We start from the raw sequence: 14,157 nt of genomic DNA on the forward strand, positions 1-14,157 counted from the left end.
CGTAGCGGCCGGCACTGACAACCGCCCCCGGACGGGGGCTCAGCCGGTGCGGAGGGTGTCTTCGCGGGCGTGGATGATCTCCAGGAGGTCGGCCGCCAGGGATTTGGCCTTGGCGAGGCCCTTCAGGCCCCAGCGGCGGGGTTCCACGTCGACCGCGCAGACCGTGCCCAGGACGGCCCCCGTCCGGTCGATCAGCGGCGCGCCCACGTACGACCGGATCCCGCTCTCGTCCACCACCGCGTTGCCCGCGAAGCGCGCGAAGTCCCGTACGTCCTCCAGCACCAGCGCCCGGCGCCGCACCACCACGTGCGGGCAGTACCCGTGGTCCCGCGGCAGCACCCGCGCCGGGTACCCGCTCGCCGGCGAGTCCGGCGCGTGGTGCAGCCCGGCGAAGAACTGCCGCTCCTCACCGACGAAGTTGACCCCCGCGTACGGGGCCGCCAGTACCTCGGCGATCTGCCGGGCGAAGGCGTCGAGCTCCGTGTCCGCCCGCTCCCCCAGGCCCAGTTCGCGCAGCCGGACGGCGCGCGCGGGCGCCTCCCGGTCCACCGGCGTGAGCAGCAGGTGTCCGGTCGACTCGTAGTACGTCATCGCGGTTTCCCCCCATCCCGATCCCATGACTTCGCTGACTTGTCCGTCGCCGCGGTGAAGAGCAAGTGGTGGACCAGGGCGGCCAGCGTCCCCGTCCCCGAGCTGGTCAGCCGCGCGTCGCACCGTACGACGGGCACCTCCGGTCCGAGCCCCACCGCCTCGCGCACCTCTTCGGCGGTGTAGCGGTGGCCCTCGTCGAACTCGTTGACGGCGACGATGAATCCGATGCCGCGCCGCTCGAAGAAGTCCACGGCCGGGAAGCAGTCGGCGAGCCGGCGCGTGTCCGCGATCACCACCGCACCGAGCGCGCCCGCGCACAACTCCTCCCACAGGAACCAGAAGCGCTGCTGCCCCGGCGTCCCGAAGAGGTAGAGGACGTGCCGCTCGTCCAGGGTGAGCCGGCCGAAGTCGAGCGCGACGGTCGTCGACGTCTTCGCGTCCACCCCGTCGAGCGGGTCGGGTTCCTCGCTCAGCCCGCTGAGCAGTTCCTCCGTGCACAGCGGCTCGATCTCGCTCACCGCGCCCACGAAAGTCGTCTTGCCCGCCCCGAACCCGCCCGCGACCAGGATCTTCAGCGTCGCGGGCAGGGCGGGGGCGAGGCGGGTGTCACAGTCGTCGGCGTAGGCCATCGAGCACCGCCCGGAGCAGGTTCTGGTCGTCGGCGGCGACGTATCCGCCGCCCGGGAACCGCGGCGCCTGCGCCGTGACGGCCCCGCATTCCATCAGGTCGGACAGCAGCACCTTCACCACCACCGCCGGCAGCCGCAGCTGTCCGGCCACCTCGGCGACGGTGACGGCCGCGGAGCCCGCGCACAGCCGCAGCGCCAGCGTGTGCTCCGCGCCGAGCGGGCCGCGCGGCCGCACCCCCGTCGCGGTCACCAGGGACAGCAGGTCGAGTGCGGCGGCCGGGCGGGTCCGCCCGCCGCTGGCGGTGTACGGGCGCATCACCCGGCCCGCCGAATCGTCGAGCCAGGGCGTGTCCCGGGGAGTCCCCATGCCGTACGCGGCGCGGGCGCACGTCACTCCGGGTCGCCGACGGGCCGCCGCGGCGGGGCCGCCAGGTACGGTCGGACGCTCTTGACCAGCATCGCCATCTCGTAACCGAGCACGCCGGCGTCGGCCTCCCGGTCGGCCAGGACCGCGAGGCAGGTGCCCGCCCCGGCGGCCGACACGAACACGAGGGCGGTGTCGAGCTCGACCACCACCTGCCGGACCCCGGCGCCGTCCCCGAACCGGGATCCGGCGCTCCGCCCGAGCGAGTAGAGCCCGGAGGCCAGGGCCGCCAGGTGGTCGGCGCTGTCGTTGTCGAGGCCGTGGACGCACGTGACGAGGCCGTCGGCGGTGAGGAGGACCGCGCTGCGTGTGGAGGGGACCCGCTGGACCAGGCCGCTGAGCAGCCAGTCGAGGTCCGAGAGCCGGCTGGTCTTCGTCGCCGCTTCGCCGCCCATGGTGGTGCGCTCCTTGCCGAGGTGAGAGGTCGGGGTCATGGCTGGTTCTCCGACTGGGCGAGGCCGAAGCCCCGTTGGAAGGCGGCCATCAGGCCCGGGTCGTGGACGGGTTGTTCGGGTGCGTCGGCCGGCCGCGGGGCGGGGGCGTCCCGCAGCTGCGCGGCGAGGTGGTCCTGGGCCCGGCGGCGGGGCAGGGGCGGCCGGTCCGGATCCGTCCGGGCGGCCGGTACAGAGACCACCGCCATGGCCGGCGGGGCCACCGGCGCGGGGGCGTGCGCGGGCACGGGGGCGTGCGCGGGCACGGGGGCGTGCGCGGGCACGGGCGCCGGAAGCGCCTGCTCCCGTACGACGGGCCTCACGGCCGGCCGTACGGCCGGTTCCGCTGCCCACCACGCGGCCGGTCCCCCGCCCGGTACCGCGCCCGGCGCCCCGCCCGGCGGGGTCACGTCCAGCCCCAGGTCGAGGCCCAGCTCCAGGGTCGTCTCGACGGCCGGCGCCTCCCTCGGCTCCCGGCGATCCGCCTCCTGCCGCGCCGCCGCCCGCGGCCGCGTACCCGTCTGCGGGCGCGGCGCGGGCGGTGCCGCCCAGGTCGGTGCCGCCGGCTCCGGCTCCCACCGAGGCTGCGGTTCCGGCTGCGGCTGAGGCTTCGGCTGAGGTTGCCGCTTCGGCTGGGGCCGCGGTACCGCCACCCGTACGGGCTCCAGCGGAGGCAGGCCGGCGCCCCCGTCCCCGGTCCCCCACGACGTGGCCCGGGAGCCCCCGAGCGCATCGGCGGCGCTCGGCGCCTCCGCCCCCAGCAGCTCCTGCGGCAGTACCAGCACCGCGAGCACGCCGCCGTAGATGTTGGACTTGAGCTCGACGGCGATGCCGTGCCGCCGCGCCAGCGCGGACACCACGAACAGGCCGATCCGCCCGTCCGCCAGCAGGTGCCGGACGCTGATCTGGTCGGGGTCGACGAGCAGGGCGTTCATCCGGTGCTGCTCCGCCGCCGGCAGGCCCAGCCCACGGTCCTCCACCTCGACGGCGATGCCCGCGGTGACCCGCTCGGCGCGCAGCACCACGTCGGTGTCGGGGGCGGAGAACACCGTGGCGTTCTCCACCAGTTCGGCCAGCAGGTGCACGACGTCGGCGACGGCGTGGCCGCGTACGGTGCCGCCCGCCGGGGGCACCACCTTGACCCGCGTGTACTGCTCGACCTCCGCGACGGAGGAGCGCAGCACCTCGCTCAGGTCGATGGGCCGGGTCCACTGGCGCCGGGACGCGGCGCCGCCGAGCACGGCCAGGTTCTCGGCGTGGCGGCGGATCCGGGTGGCCAGGTGGTCGACGTGGAAGAGCTCCTTGAGGAGGTCGGGGTCCTCGACCGTGTCCTCCAGCTCGTCGAGCAGCGAGATCTCCCGGTGCACGAGGGACTGGAGCCGGCGCGCGAGGTTGACGAAGACCTCGACCTTGCGGTCGCTGTCGGACGGCGCGGCCGGGCCGGCCAGCCGTACGAGGGTCGTGTGCGCGTGTTCGCGGGCGCCGCGCAGCTCCTGGGAGAGCAGCCAGAACTCGTCGACGCGGGCCGGGTCCGTGCCGGGCGGCGGCGCCGTCGGTCCGCCGCGGACGGGGCGGGCCGGGGGCTCGCCCCGTTCCAGCCGCTCGGCGGCGGTCCGCAGCTCCTGGCGTCCGCGCACACTGGAGCGGCGCAGGGCCTCGCAGCGGTCCCGGACGGCCTTGGCGGAGCGCTGGGCTCCGAGCAGGGCGGCGGCCAGCGCGCCGACGACGAGCAGCGCGCAGCCCGCGAGGACCGGCCAGAGCCGGGCGTCCCGCTCCCCCGCGCCCCCGCCGAGCTGGAGCGTGAAGATCACCGCGGCGGCTCCGCTGAGGGCGGCCGCGAGCGTGGGCAGCAGGGCGGCGCGCAGCAGCTGGGGCCTTATCTGCCGGCCGGGACCGGTGGCGGCGTGTCTCGACGGGGCGTGGCGGGCGGCGCGGAGTCCGGACATCGGCGTCCTCTACGTGGGGCCCGGGCCCCCAGGGTTCCGGGGCCCGGTGTGGATCACGGTGTTGATCACCGGATACCCACGCTAGACCGCACGATCCCGCTGCTGACAGCCAGTTGGGGAACTTCACCGGGGTGCTTCCCGCTCCCGGCGGAGCGCTCGTACGACAGCCCGAATCCGCCGGGGGCGCACGTTCGCAACGACCGTACGGAACGCACGACCCCCGGCCCCGGACACGCTCCCCTACGAGCCGACGGCCTCCGGTTCCTCGTGCGCCGCGGCCGGGGGCCGGCTGGTCGCGACCGGGTGGGACGGCGTCGCCGGGACGGGCGGGGCCGCGGCCACGAACGGGCGCCACCACGGCTCGCTCGGAGCTCCCGCGTCGCCCGGCTCGAACGGCTGGCCCGGGATCGGCAGCGCGATCGCCGCCCCGGTGGCCTCGGCGGCGGCCATGGTGCCCTCGCCCGGCTCGTCCCACGGGTGCAGCGCCAGGTTGAAGGTGCCCCAGTGGATCGGCAGCATCGTGCCGTGCGGGATCCCGCCCTGGAGGTCGAGGTGGGCCTGCATGCCCTCCTCGGGGGTCATGTGGATGTCGGGCCAGTACTCCGAGTACGCACCGATCTGGATCATCGTGGCGTCGAAGGGGCCGTGCGCGGCGCCGATCTCAGCGAACCCGGGGAAGTACCCCGTGTCACCGCTGTGGAAGATCCGGTGCTCGTCGCCCGCGACCACCCACGAGGCCCACAGGGTGTTCTGCTGGTTGCGCAGGCCGCGCCCGCAGAAGTGCCGCGCCGGGGTCGCCGTCATCGAGAGCCCCGCGATGTCGGTGGCCTCGTTCCAGTCGAGCTCGCGCAGCCGGTCCGGCGATACGCCCCAGCGCTCCAGGTGGGCGCCGACGCCGAGCGGCACGGCGAAGACCGTGTCCGTCCCGGCCAGCTCCTTGATGGTCGGCAGGTCGAGGTGGTCGTAGTGGTCGTGTGAGATCACCACGGCGTCGACCGGCCCCAGCGAGGCCAGTGGTACGGGGACGGGGTGCAGCCGCTTGGGCCCGGCGAACGGGAACGGGGAGCACCGCTCGCCCCACACCGGGTCGAACAGCACCCGCCGCCCGTCGATCTCCGCGAGCACGCCCGAGTGCCCCATCCAGGTCAGGCGCAACCCGCTCACCGGCGGTTTCGCCAGTTCGGCGAGGGTCGTCGGGTACACGGGGATCGGCGCGCCCGGGTTGCGCCGGGTCCGCTGCTCCTTGTGGAAGTAGATCTTGGCGAACTCCATCATGGAGCCGGAGGGCCTGGTCCGGGCCCCGACCGGGTTCTGGAAGACGCCGTCGGCGAAGTTCGGCGAGCGCCGGATCCGCTCCAGGCGGGCGCCGGACGGATCCGCGCCGAAGGCTTCGGGCCGCAGGGCGCGCAGCCGAGGACGCAGGGGACGGGAGCCGGTCAAAGCGCCTCCTGGGAGGGTGGGGCGGATGGTCGTGAGGCCGTATGGAATACCGGTCTACCACGTTGCCAACGCGCACCGGCCCCGAAGGATTCCGCCGCGCGCCTCCGTCCTCGCACCCGCTCCTCCCGTCCCCTCCGTTGCCCTCCGTCCCTCCGTTCCCCCTCAGTCCCTGCCTACAGCGGCAGCAGGTCCGGACGCTTCGCCTCCACGTGGTCCCCGGAGGACTCCCCGCGCAGCCGCCGCCCGATCCAGGGCACCAGGTACTCCCGCGCCCACTGGATGTTGTCCCGGGTCACGTCCACCGAGCCGCGCGGCTGCTGCGGCGGCCACGGCTGGTCGGGGTCGGCCGGCACCTCCAGCCCCAGCACCTGGGCGGCGCGCAGCGCGACCCGGGTGTGCCCCTCGGGCGACAGGTGCAGCCGGTCGTCGTCCCAAGCCCGCCGGTCCTGTACGGACTTCAGGGACCAGAGGTCGAGCACCGGGCAGTCGTAGCGGTCGGCGATGGCGCGCACGTGCGCGTTGTACGTCGCGATCTTGCCCCGCAGGTGCTTGAGGACGGGAACGCCGCGGGTGTCGAAGCCCGTGGTGATCATGACCTGGCCGACGGCCCCGGAGAGGTCGGCGACCGCCGCCTCGAACCGCTCCGCCGCGTCGTCCGGGTCGCTGCCGGGCCGGATGATGTCGTTGCCGCCCGCGCAGAAGCTCACCAGGTCAGGTGCGAGCTCCTTGGCCCTGGGGACCTGTTCGGCCACGATCTGGTCGAGGAGGCGCCCCCGCACGGCCAGGTTCGCGTACCGGAATTCGTTTTCCTCGTGCTGATCGGCCAGGAGTACGGCCAGCCGGTCCGCCCAGCCGAGAAAGGTCTCCCCGGGTCCCGGGTCCCCCACACCCTCGGTGAAGCTGTCCCCGATCGCCGCGTACGAGCCGATGGTCTTGAGTGTCGTCGTCGCTGCCACGAGAACACATCCTTCACCCCGACGCGTGAGCTACGCCACCGTAGGCAGGGGTTGACGGACCGTGATCTATACCACCTGGTCGGTACGGAATAACAGCGCGTGAGGCCGGGACCCCCCTCGGGTCCCGGCCTCACGTGTCCGGCTGCCTCTCCGACGGCGGGAGCCGTCAGATGCTCACGCCCTTCGAGCGGAGGTAGGCCAGCGGGTCGATGTCCGAGCCGTAGGACGGCCCGGTGCGGATCTCGAAGTGCAGGTGCGGGCCGGTCGAGTTGCCGGTGGAGCCGGAGAGGCCGATGGTCTGGCCGCCGCTGACGCTCTGGCCGACCGAGACGGAGAGCTGGGAGAGGTGGCCGTACTGGGAGTACTTGCCGTCCGCGTGCCGGATGACGACCTCGTTGCCGTACGCGCCGCCCCAGCCGGCGGAGACCACGGTGCCCGCGCCGACGGCGCGGACGGTGGTGCCGGAGCTCGCGACGAAGTCGACACCGGTGTGGTAGCCGCTGGACCACATGGCGCCGGGGGTCTTGTACTGGGTCGAGATCCCGCCACCGCCGACGGGGGCGACGAAGCCGGCGGCGCTGACCGTACCGGCGGCCGACGTGGCGGCGGTGTTCTTCTTGGCCGGCGCGGGCGCGGCGGCGGGGGCCGGCGCGGCGTCCGCGGAGCCCTTGGCGTCCGAAGCCGGGTTCGACGCCGAGTCCGCACCCGGGTCCGAGGACTTCTTCGCGGGGGCCGGGGCCGCCTTCTCCGCCGGAGCCGGAGCCGGAGCGGGAGCCGGAGCCGCCTCGCCCTTCGCGCCGAGGGTCAGCTTCAGCCCGGGGTGGATCAGCGAGGGGTCGGTGCCGACGGCCTCGCGGTTGTCGGCGTACAGCCGCTGCCAGCCGCCCGACAGGTGGCGGTCCTGGGCGATCTTGGAGAGGTAGTCCCCCGGCACGACCGTGTAGACGGCCGAAGTGGCCGGCGAGCCCTGCTCGGCAGCGGCGGGCGCGGCCCGGAGCGCCGCCGGAAGCTGCGGGGCCTGCACGGGAGCCGCCGCGGGGGCGGCGGCCGGGGCGCCGGCCGCGTGGGCGCCGGCGGCACCCAGCAGCGGCAGCGCGAGGGCCGCACCGCCGGTGCCCGCGACGGCGAAGCCGCGCGCCACGGAACGGGACTTGGGACGTCGGTGCTTACCCTGTGCAGGCATGGCGAATTCCTCTCCGTCGCCTGCGAGGTGAGCTGTCGGGTTCGGACTGGAGATGTCCGGCCGCGCATGAACAGAACATGAACGGCTTCACCCCGAGCTGCTCCGATGCGAATGATCGGGAACAGCGGCCTACCTGGTTCCCCCGCTCCTGCCGCGCGCGTGAATAGTCGGGTGCGGTTTCCGGACGGCGGCAGGATTCGGCGGTCCATCCGGATCGATCGCGAAGGTAATCGAGTTGAGCCGCACCGAACAAGCCACGAATTTCCTGACGGATTCACAGAATCGGGAATCCGCCGGAATTCCGGTCACCCTGCGTCCATTCCCCGGCGCCAACAACCGCGCCGGCCGGGCCATTCGGCATTGACGATCAGGCACTCACGGTCACCGTATGATCTGGCTCACGGGGCCGCGCCCGATCTCGCCTCCGGTGATGGCAAGTTGGTCCCAAGTAGTGTAATTCGGACAGAACGCGACGATGCGGAGGAGTTCCCGTGACCCAGCAGATACCCCGGCCCCCGCGAACGGAGCCCGTACCGGAACCCGAGCTCGCGGAGGTGCGCAACTTCCGTGACGTGGGCGGCCTCCCGACCACCGACGGGCGGAGGGTCAAGCCGGGAATACTGTTCCGTAGCGGACATCTGGCACATGCCACCGAAACCGATGCAGAATTCCTCGCATCGCTCGGCCTGCACACCGTCTTCGACTTCCGCAACAACGCCGACCACGCCCTGGAGGGGGCCGACGTCGAGCTCCCCGGCGTACGGAACGTCAACATCCCGCTGTCGGATCCGGCCGACGGCAAGGAGTTCTGGAAGATGGTCCGCGACGGCGACGTCGAACAGCTCCGCGGGCTCCTCGGTGACGGAAAGGCCGCCGCCCGGATGGCCAACTCGTACCGCACGATGATCGAGAACCGCACCCCCGAGCACAGCCGGGTCCTGCACGCCCTCGCCGAGGACAGTGTTCCGGCGCTCATGCACTGCGCGGCCGGCAAGGACCGGGCCGGCCTGTCGATCGCCGTCACCCTGCTCGCGCTGGGCGTCGAGCGCGAGGCGATCGTGGCGGACTACCTGGAGTCCAACGCCCCGCACCGCCGCTACCGCGTGCGCCGCGGCAGCGATGCGCCCGAGGCCCGCTCCCCCGAGGTGATGGAACTGCTCGCGCCGCTCTTCGACGCCCGCACCGAGTACCTGACGGCCGCCTTCGACGCCATCGACGAGCACTGGGGCGGGCTCGACCGGTACCTCGCCGAGGGCCTCGGGCTCGCGCCCGAGACCATCGACCGGCTGCGGGACCGGCTGCTCGACTGAGCCGGCCCCGCGAAGAGGAGCAGGCCGTCAGCCGCCGCCGACGGCCTGCTTCACCAGTGTCCTGCCGAAGTCCCACATCAGGGCGCCCCCGCCGTGCGCCTCGTCCATGACCTCGCGGAAGGCCCCGACGAACCGGTCGACGTCCCCCTCGTCCACGATCAGCGGCGGGATGAGCTTGATGACCTCCAGGTGGTCGCCCGAGACCTGCGTCAGGATGCGGTGCTTCTGCAGCAGCGGCACCACGACCATCTGCGCGAAGAGCCCCTTGCGGGCCGCCTGGAGCATGGTCCACCGGCTGCGCAGCCCGAGCGAGGACGGCCGCCCGAACTCGATGCCGATCATCAGGCCGCGCCCGCGCACCTCGTGGAGCAGCTCGTACTCGTCCACGAGCGCGGCGAGCCGCCCGCGCAGCAGGTCGCCCGTCGCGCGCGCGTTCGCGACCACCGACTCGTCCTCCATGACGGAGAGCACCGCGAGCCCGGCCGCCATCGCCTGCGCGTTGGAGCCGAAGCTGGCGGAGTGCACGAGCACCCGGTCCATGGACGAGTAGACCTTCTTGAAGATCCAGTCCTTGCCCAGGGTCGCGCCCACCGGCACGTAGCCGCCCGACAGGGCCTTGGCCACGCACACCAGGTCCGGTTCCACGCCCGGCTCGTGCTGGTACGCGTAGAAATCGCCGGTCCGGCCGAGCCCCGTCTGCACCTCGTCCGCGATCAGCAGGGCCTTGTGCCGGTGCAGCAGCTCCTGCGCCGCACGCAGGAATCCGGGCGGGGCCGCGAGCACGCCCTTGCCCTGGATCGGCTCCACGACGAAGGCGGCGACGTCGCCCCGCTTCAGCTCCCGCTCCAGGGCGGCCAGGTCCCCGAGGGCGATCTTCGTATCGGGCAGCAGCGGGGCGAACCCGTCCCGGAACCCGCCCTCCCCGTTGACCGACAGCGAGCCCGTGGTCAGGCCGTGGAAGGCGTGGTCGCAGTAGAGGACCCTCGTCCGCCCCGTGGCGTACCGGGCGAACTTCAGGGCCGTCTCCACCGCCTCGGTGCCGCTGTTGCCGAAGAAGACCCGGTCCAGGTGCGGGCTGTACGAGAGCAGCTTCTCCGCCAGCAGCCCGGGCAGCGGCTGGCAGTCGAAACGGGTCAGATCGGCGAGCTGCGCGTCCAGGACGTCGTGCAGGGCCCGGCGGACCACCGGGTGGTGCCGGCCCAGGCCCATCACCCCGAACCCGGCCAGCATGTCCAGGTAGTCGTTGCCCTCCGCGTCCCAGAAGTGCGCACCCTCGGCCCGTACGTAGACCTTGTCGAAGCCGATCGTGTGCAGCATCCGGGGCAGCTGGTGGTTGAGGTGGCGCGCGTGGAGCTCGTACCGTTCCCCGCCCCGCTCGTCCAGCAGGGCGCGGAGGTCGAAGCCGGTCACTTCTTCTCCCGGTTCCCCGAGACCGTCTCGCGGGCGGCGCGCAGGGATTCCTTGAGGGAGCCCATGGTGGCGAGGACGGCGGTGGGCTCGTAGCCGCAGTGCGCCATGCAGTTCGCACAGCGCGGGTCCTTCCCGCGGCCGTACTTGCTCCAGTCGGTCTCCTCGATCAGTTCCCGGTACGTGGGCACGTACCCGTCGCTCATCAGGTAGCAGGGGCGCTGCCAGCCGAAGAGGGAGTAATTCGGAATGGCCCAGGCGGTGCAGGGGAAATCCACCTTGCCCTCAAGGAAGTCGAGGAACAGCGGGGAGTGGTTGAGCCGCCAGCGGCGCCGGTTTCCGCCCGCGAAGGCCTTCTTGAAGAGATCCCGGGTCTGTTCGACACCCAGGAAGTGCTCCTGGTCGGGGGCCTTTTCGTAGGCGTAGGCGGGCGAGATCATCATTTCGTCGACCTTGAGGTCGTCATTGAGGTAGTTGAGCACCTCGATGATCGTCTGCGGGGTGTCGGTGTTGAAGAAGGTGGAGTTGGTGGTGACCCGGAACCCGCGCCTCTTCGCCTCCTTGATGGCGGCGACCGCCTCGTCGAAGACGCCTTCCTTGGCCACCGACTCGTCGTGGCGTTCGCGCAGTCCGTCGATGTGCACCGCGAAGGCGAAGTACGGGGACGGGGTGAACTTCTCGATCTTCTTGCGCAGCAGCATCGCGTTGGTGCACAGGAACACGTACTTCCGCTTCGCCACCAGCTGTCGGACGATCTCGTCGATCTGCGGGTGCATCAGGGGCTCGCCGCCCGCGATGGACACCATCGGCGCGCCGGACTCCAGGACGGCTCCGACCGCCTGCGCCACCGGCATGCGCTGCTTGAGCACGCCCGCCGGGTGCTGGATCTTTCCGCACCCCTCGCACGCCAGATTGCAGGCGTAGAGCGGTTCCAGCTCGACGATCAGCGGGAACTTCTCACGCTTGCGGAGCTTCTGTTCGAGAAGATACGTCCCGACCCTGATGGACTGTCGCAGCGGCATGGCCATCTGGCTCACCTCCTGGGGAGCAGCAAAGAACGGTGCCAGTCATAAAACGCGGGCAGTACGGCACGCAATACGCGGAAGGCCGATATTCCACCGCGGAACGTGCCGATGCGGACGAGCTCATGCTCCGGAGCGTCCACGATCACCCGGACGGCCGCAACCGGACGGTTCCAGCCATCTGTGGCGGCCCCCATGGCCGTCCACAGGGTGGCCGCGGACTCCATGTCGACCGCGATGGCGCCGGTGGCGCGCAGCTCGGCGCGCTCCTGGCCGCGGACGACGTGGTCGGATCCGGTCAGTGTGCCGGTGTGCACGGTCCGGCCCGGAGCGGCCCGGGCCAGTGCCTCGGCGAGCAGGGCGGTACCGGCGCAGGCGACGGTGCCCCGCGGATCCCGGGTCTCCCCGGCGACGACCAGGTCGCCGGGTCTCATGCCGGGGACCAGCCCGGCGCAGAACCCGGTGGCGAGGACGGGGGCCCGGCGCAGCCCGGGCTCGGCGAGCGCCCGGGCGACGGCCCGCTCGGCGGCGCGCGGGCCCATGCCCGTGCGCAGCACGGCGTACCCCGGGTCGGGGCGGGCGGCGCCGCGGCCGCCGCCGCTGCGCAGGGCGGCCTGCTCGATGCGCAGCGCGCAGGCGACCAGCAGCGGTGCGGGCTGCTCGGCCTGTACGGGCGGCTCGGCCGGCGCCGGCGGCTCGTACGGTCCGGGGCCCCCGGCCCGGTCGGCCGCGGCCATCAGGACGCCCCGGGCGCGAAGGGTTCCCCGTACAGATAGCGGCCGAGCGCGGTGAGCGGGAACACCTGCCGGTACAGGTGGTAGTTGATGGAGAAGTCCCACGGGAAGCCGGTGCCGGTGAAGTACGGCTCGTCCCAGGAGCCGTCGCCGCGCTGGGACTCCACCAGGTATGCGATGCCGCGCTCGACCGCCTTGCCGTCCCGCTCCCCCGCCGAGAGCAGGGCCATCAGCGCCCACGCCGTCTGCGAGGGGGTCGAGGCCCCCTTTCCGGCCCACTCCGGGTCCTTGTACGAGCGCTGGTCCTCGCCCCACCCGCCGTCCTCGTTCTGTACGGATTCCAGCCAGCGCACGGCCCGCCGGATCGCGGGGTGCGCCGGGGCCAGGCCCGCGGCCGTCAGGGCCGGCACCACCGATCCGGTCCCGTACACGTAGTTGGTGCCCCAGCGGCCGAACCAGGCGCCGGTGGGCTCCTGTTCGGTGAGCAGCCAGGCGATGCCGCGCCGGGTCCGCGGGTCGGCCGCCCTGCCCTCGACGGCGAGCATCTCCACCACGTGGGCGGTGACGTCGGCCGACGGCGGGTCGATGACCTCACCGAAGTCGCAGAACGGCAGCCGGTTCGGGAAGGGGCTGGTGTTGTCGGCGTCGAAGGCGCCCCAGGCGCCGTTCCTCGACTGCATCCCGAGGTTCCAGGACACCCCGCGGGCGATGGCCGCCTCGACCCGGGCCGGCTCGGGGTGCTTGATCCGGCGCAGGGCGAGCACCACCTCGGCGGTGTCGTCGATGTCGGGGTAGGTGTCGTTGTGGAACTCGAACGCCCAGCCGCCCGGGGCGAGTCCGGGGCGGCGCACGGCCCAGTCGCCGGTGCGGACGATCTCCTCGCCGAGCATCCAGTCGGCGGCCTTCACCAGGGCCGGGTGGTCGGGCGCCAGGCCCGCGTCGGCCAGGGCGATGGCGGCGAGGCAGGTGTCCCAGACCGGGGACTGGCAGGCCTCGATCATCCGGGCGCCGTCTTCGCGCCACACCGCGAACCGGTCCAGGGACTCCAGCCCGGCCCGCATCACCGGGTGGCCGAGGTCGTACCCGAGGAGGTGCAGGGCGATGACGGAGTACACGGCGGGTGGCTGGATCCCGCCCCAGCAGCCGTCGTTCTCCTGTCGCTCGATGATCCAGCGGGCGGCGGAGTCCATGGCGGCCTTGCGCAGCCGGCGCGGGGCGAACCTGCGGTAGGCGTGCAGGACCTTGTCCATCCGCTGGAAGGCGCCTTCCCAACTGGCCAGCGGGGCCGGACGGTTGGCAGCGGGGTACGGGCGCCGCGCGTCGGTGTGCAGCTCGTCGAGGGCGAACGGCGCCGGGCGGACGGGCCGCTTCGCGGAGACCACGGTCAGCGGGACGATGGTCTGGCGGGCCCAGCAGCCGAAGTCGTAGATGTTCAGCGGCACCCACGGCGGCAGGAAGACCAGCTCGGGCGGGAGTTCGGGCAGTTGGTCCCAGCTCCACCAGCCGAAGAGGGCCAGCCAGATCCGGGTGAAGACGCGGGCGGCGGCGATCCCGCCGTGGGCCCGGATCCAGGCCGAGGCGCGGGCCATGTGCGGGGCGTCGGGCGCGTCGCCGGCGAGCCGCAGGGCCACGTACGCCTCGATGGTGGCGGAGAGTTCGGGCGGCCCGCCGTGGAAGGTGGCCCAGGTGCCGTCCGCACCCTGTTCGCCCCGGATGAAGAGGGCAGCGGCCTGCGTGGTGGCCTCGTCCCGGATCCCGAGGAACTGCCGGAGCAGCAGGTCCTCGGCGTCCATGGTGACGTTGGTCTCCAGGTCGCCCTTCCACCAGCCGGCCGCGTCCTGGCGGGCCAGCAGGTGCCGGGTCGCCCGCGCGGCGGCCTCCCGGGCCCCCCGCAGTGCGGGGGGCCCGGGAGCGGGCTCGGTCTCAGCCGGGTCGGCGCCGGGGGTACCGGCGCCGTCGGTCGTCGCTGTCATGGCTTCCCCTTACGTGGCAGTGGTCCTCTGCTGTGCTGGGGTATGCCGTCGGCCGGGCGCTGCTGTCAGGCGGCGCCGGCCGGCGACTCGCGAGTCATATCCCTGCTCGGG

Annotated in this window: 13 protein-coding genes and 1 riboswitch; of the genes, 1 reads left to right on the plus strand and 12 read right to left on the minus strand. The window is 73.0% G+C overall.

The window, feature by feature from the left end; translation table 11 throughout:
* Positions 1–39: 39 nt before the first annotated feature.
* The 8 genes from ADK52_RS08830 to ADK52_RS08865 form a co-directional block, all read right to left on the minus strand.
* Positions 40–591, minus strand: a complete 552-nt coding sequence (locus ADK52_RS08830; protein WP_053689208.1) for a GAF domain-containing protein — start codon at positions 589–591, stop codon at positions 40–42.
* Positions 588–1,220: a GTP-binding protein gene (locus ADK52_RS08835; RefSeq protein WP_053689209.1), complete on the minus strand. Its 633-nt coding sequence runs from the start codon at positions 1,218–1,220 to the stop codon at positions 588–590. The genes ADK52_RS08830 and ADK52_RS08835 overlap by 4 nt, the downstream gene beginning before the upstream one ends.
* Entirely contained in the window at positions 1,198–1,587 is a 390-nt protein-coding gene (locus ADK52_RS08840; RefSeq protein WP_053689263.1) for a DUF742 domain-containing protein, read from the minus strand. The genes ADK52_RS08835 and ADK52_RS08840 overlap by 23 nt, the downstream gene beginning before the upstream one ends.
* 23 nt (positions 1,588–1,610) lie before the next feature.
* On the minus strand, positions 1,611–2,039 hold the full coding sequence (locus ADK52_RS08845; RefSeq protein WP_053689264.1) for a roadblock/LC7 domain-containing protein: 429 nt from the start codon (positions 2,037–2,039) through the stop codon (positions 1,611–1,613).
* Positions 2,040–2,074: 35 nt separating this feature from the next.
* Positions 2,075–4,021: a sensor histidine kinase gene (locus ADK52_RS08850; RefSeq protein WP_053689210.1), complete on the minus strand. Its 1,947-nt coding sequence runs from the start codon at positions 4,019–4,021 to the stop codon at positions 2,075–2,077.
* 240 nt (positions 4,022–4,261) lie between these two features.
* Positions 4,262–5,461 carry an MBL fold metallo-hydrolase gene (locus ADK52_RS08855; RefSeq protein WP_053689211.1) on the minus strand — a complete coding sequence of 400 codons (1,200 nt, stop codon included), beginning with the start codon at positions 5,459–5,461 and terminating at the stop codon, positions 4,262–4,264.
* Positions 5,462–5,634: 173 nt separating this feature from the next.
* Entirely contained in the window at positions 5,635–6,417 is a 783-nt protein-coding gene (locus ADK52_RS08860) for an SGNH/GDSL hydrolase family protein (RefSeq protein WP_053689212.1), read from the minus strand.
* Between the two features lie 166 nt (positions 6,418–6,583).
* Positions 6,584–7,600, minus strand: a complete 1,017-nt coding sequence (locus ADK52_RS08865; protein WP_053689213.1) for a M23 family metallopeptidase — start codon at positions 7,598–7,600, stop codon at positions 6,584–6,586.
* 4 nt (positions 7,601–7,604) lie between these two features.
* Positions 7,605–7,813: riboswitch (cyclic di-AMP (ydaO/yuaA leader) on the minus strand.
* A gap of 278 nt (positions 7,814–8,091) precedes the next feature.
* Here ADK52_RS08865 and ADK52_RS08870 point away from each other — a divergent pair.
* On the plus strand, positions 8,092–8,910 hold the full coding sequence (locus ADK52_RS08870; protein ID WP_053689214.1) for a tyrosine-protein phosphatase: 819 nt from the start codon (positions 8,092–8,094) through the stop codon (positions 8,908–8,910).
* 27 nt (positions 8,911–8,937) lie between these two features.
* Here the strand turns inward: ADK52_RS08870 and ADK52_RS08875 are convergent, their stop codons facing one another.
* From ADK52_RS08875 to shc, 4 genes are read right to left on the minus strand one after another with little or no spacing between them, the layout of a single operon-like run.
* Positions 8,938–10,320 carry an aspartate aminotransferase family protein gene (locus tag ADK52_RS08875; RefSeq protein ID WP_053689215.1) on the minus strand — a complete coding sequence of 461 codons (1,383 nt, stop codon included), beginning with the start codon at positions 10,318–10,320 and terminating at the stop codon, positions 8,938–8,940.
* Positions 10,317–11,345: an adenosyl-hopene transferase HpnH gene (hpnH, locus tag ADK52_RS08880; RefSeq protein ID WP_053689216.1), complete on the minus strand. Its 1,029-nt coding sequence runs from the start codon at positions 11,343–11,345 to the stop codon at positions 10,317–10,319. The genes ADK52_RS08875 and hpnH overlap by 4 nt, the downstream gene beginning before the upstream one ends.
* A gap of 5 nt (positions 11,346–11,350) precedes the next feature.
* A complete protein-coding gene (locus ADK52_RS08885; RefSeq protein ID WP_078988159.1) occupies positions 11,351–12,076 on the minus strand; it encodes a 1-hydroxy-2-methyl-2-butenyl 4-diphosphate reductase in 726 nt (241 codons plus the stop codon).
* On the minus strand, positions 12,076–14,046 hold the full coding sequence (gene shc / locus ADK52_RS08890) for a squalene--hopene cyclase (RefSeq protein WP_053689217.1): 1,971 nt from the start codon (positions 14,044–14,046) through the stop codon (positions 12,076–12,078). Before shc ends, ADK52_RS08885 begins: the two co-directional genes overlap by 1 nt.
* Between the last annotated feature and the right edge of the window lie 111 nt (positions 14,047–14,157).

It is taken from the genome of Streptomyces sp. WM6372 (genome assembly GCF_001279655.1).
Lineage (GTDB): Bacteria > Actinomycetota > Actinomycetes > Streptomycetales > Streptomycetaceae > Streptomyces.

What these genes read in the sequence shown, in the direction of transcription:
- ADK52_RS08830 (WP_053689208.1), bottom strand. Translation starts at nt 591, where the DNA reads ATGACGTACTACGAGTCGACCGGACACCTGCTGCTCACGCCGGTGGAC.
- ADK52_RS08835 (WP_053689209.1), bottom strand. Translation starts at nt 1,220, where the DNA reads ATGGCCTACGCCGACGACTGTGACACCCGCCTCGCCCCCGCCCTGCCC.
- ADK52_RS08840 (WP_053689263.1), bottom strand. Translation starts at nt 1,587, where the DNA reads ATGGGGACTCCCCGGGACACGCCCTGGCTCGACGATTCGGCGGGCCGG.
- ADK52_RS08845 (WP_053689264.1), bottom strand. Translation starts at nt 2,039, where the DNA reads ATGGGCGGCGAAGCGGCGACGAAGACCAGCCGGCTCTCGGACCTCGAC.
- ADK52_RS08850 (WP_053689210.1), bottom strand. Translation starts at nt 4,021, where the DNA reads ATGTCCGGACTCCGCGCCGCCCGCCACGCCCCGTCGAGACACGCCGCC.
- ADK52_RS08865 (WP_053689213.1), bottom strand. Translation starts at nt 7,600, where the DNA reads ATGCCTGCACAGGGTAAGCACCGACGTCCCAAGTCCCGTTCCGTGGCG.
- hpnH (WP_053689216.1), bottom strand. Translation starts at nt 11,345, where the DNA reads ATGGCCATGCCGCTGCGACAGTCCATCAGGGTCGGGACGTATCTTCTC.
- ADK52_RS08885 (WP_078988159.1), bottom strand. Translation starts at nt 12,076, where the DNA reads ATGGCCGCGGCCGACCGGGCCGGGGGCCCCGGACCGTACGAGCCGCCG.
- shc (WP_053689217.1), bottom strand. Translation starts at nt 14,046, where the DNA reads ATGACAGCGACGACCGACGGCGCCGGTACCCCCGGCGCCGACCCGGCT.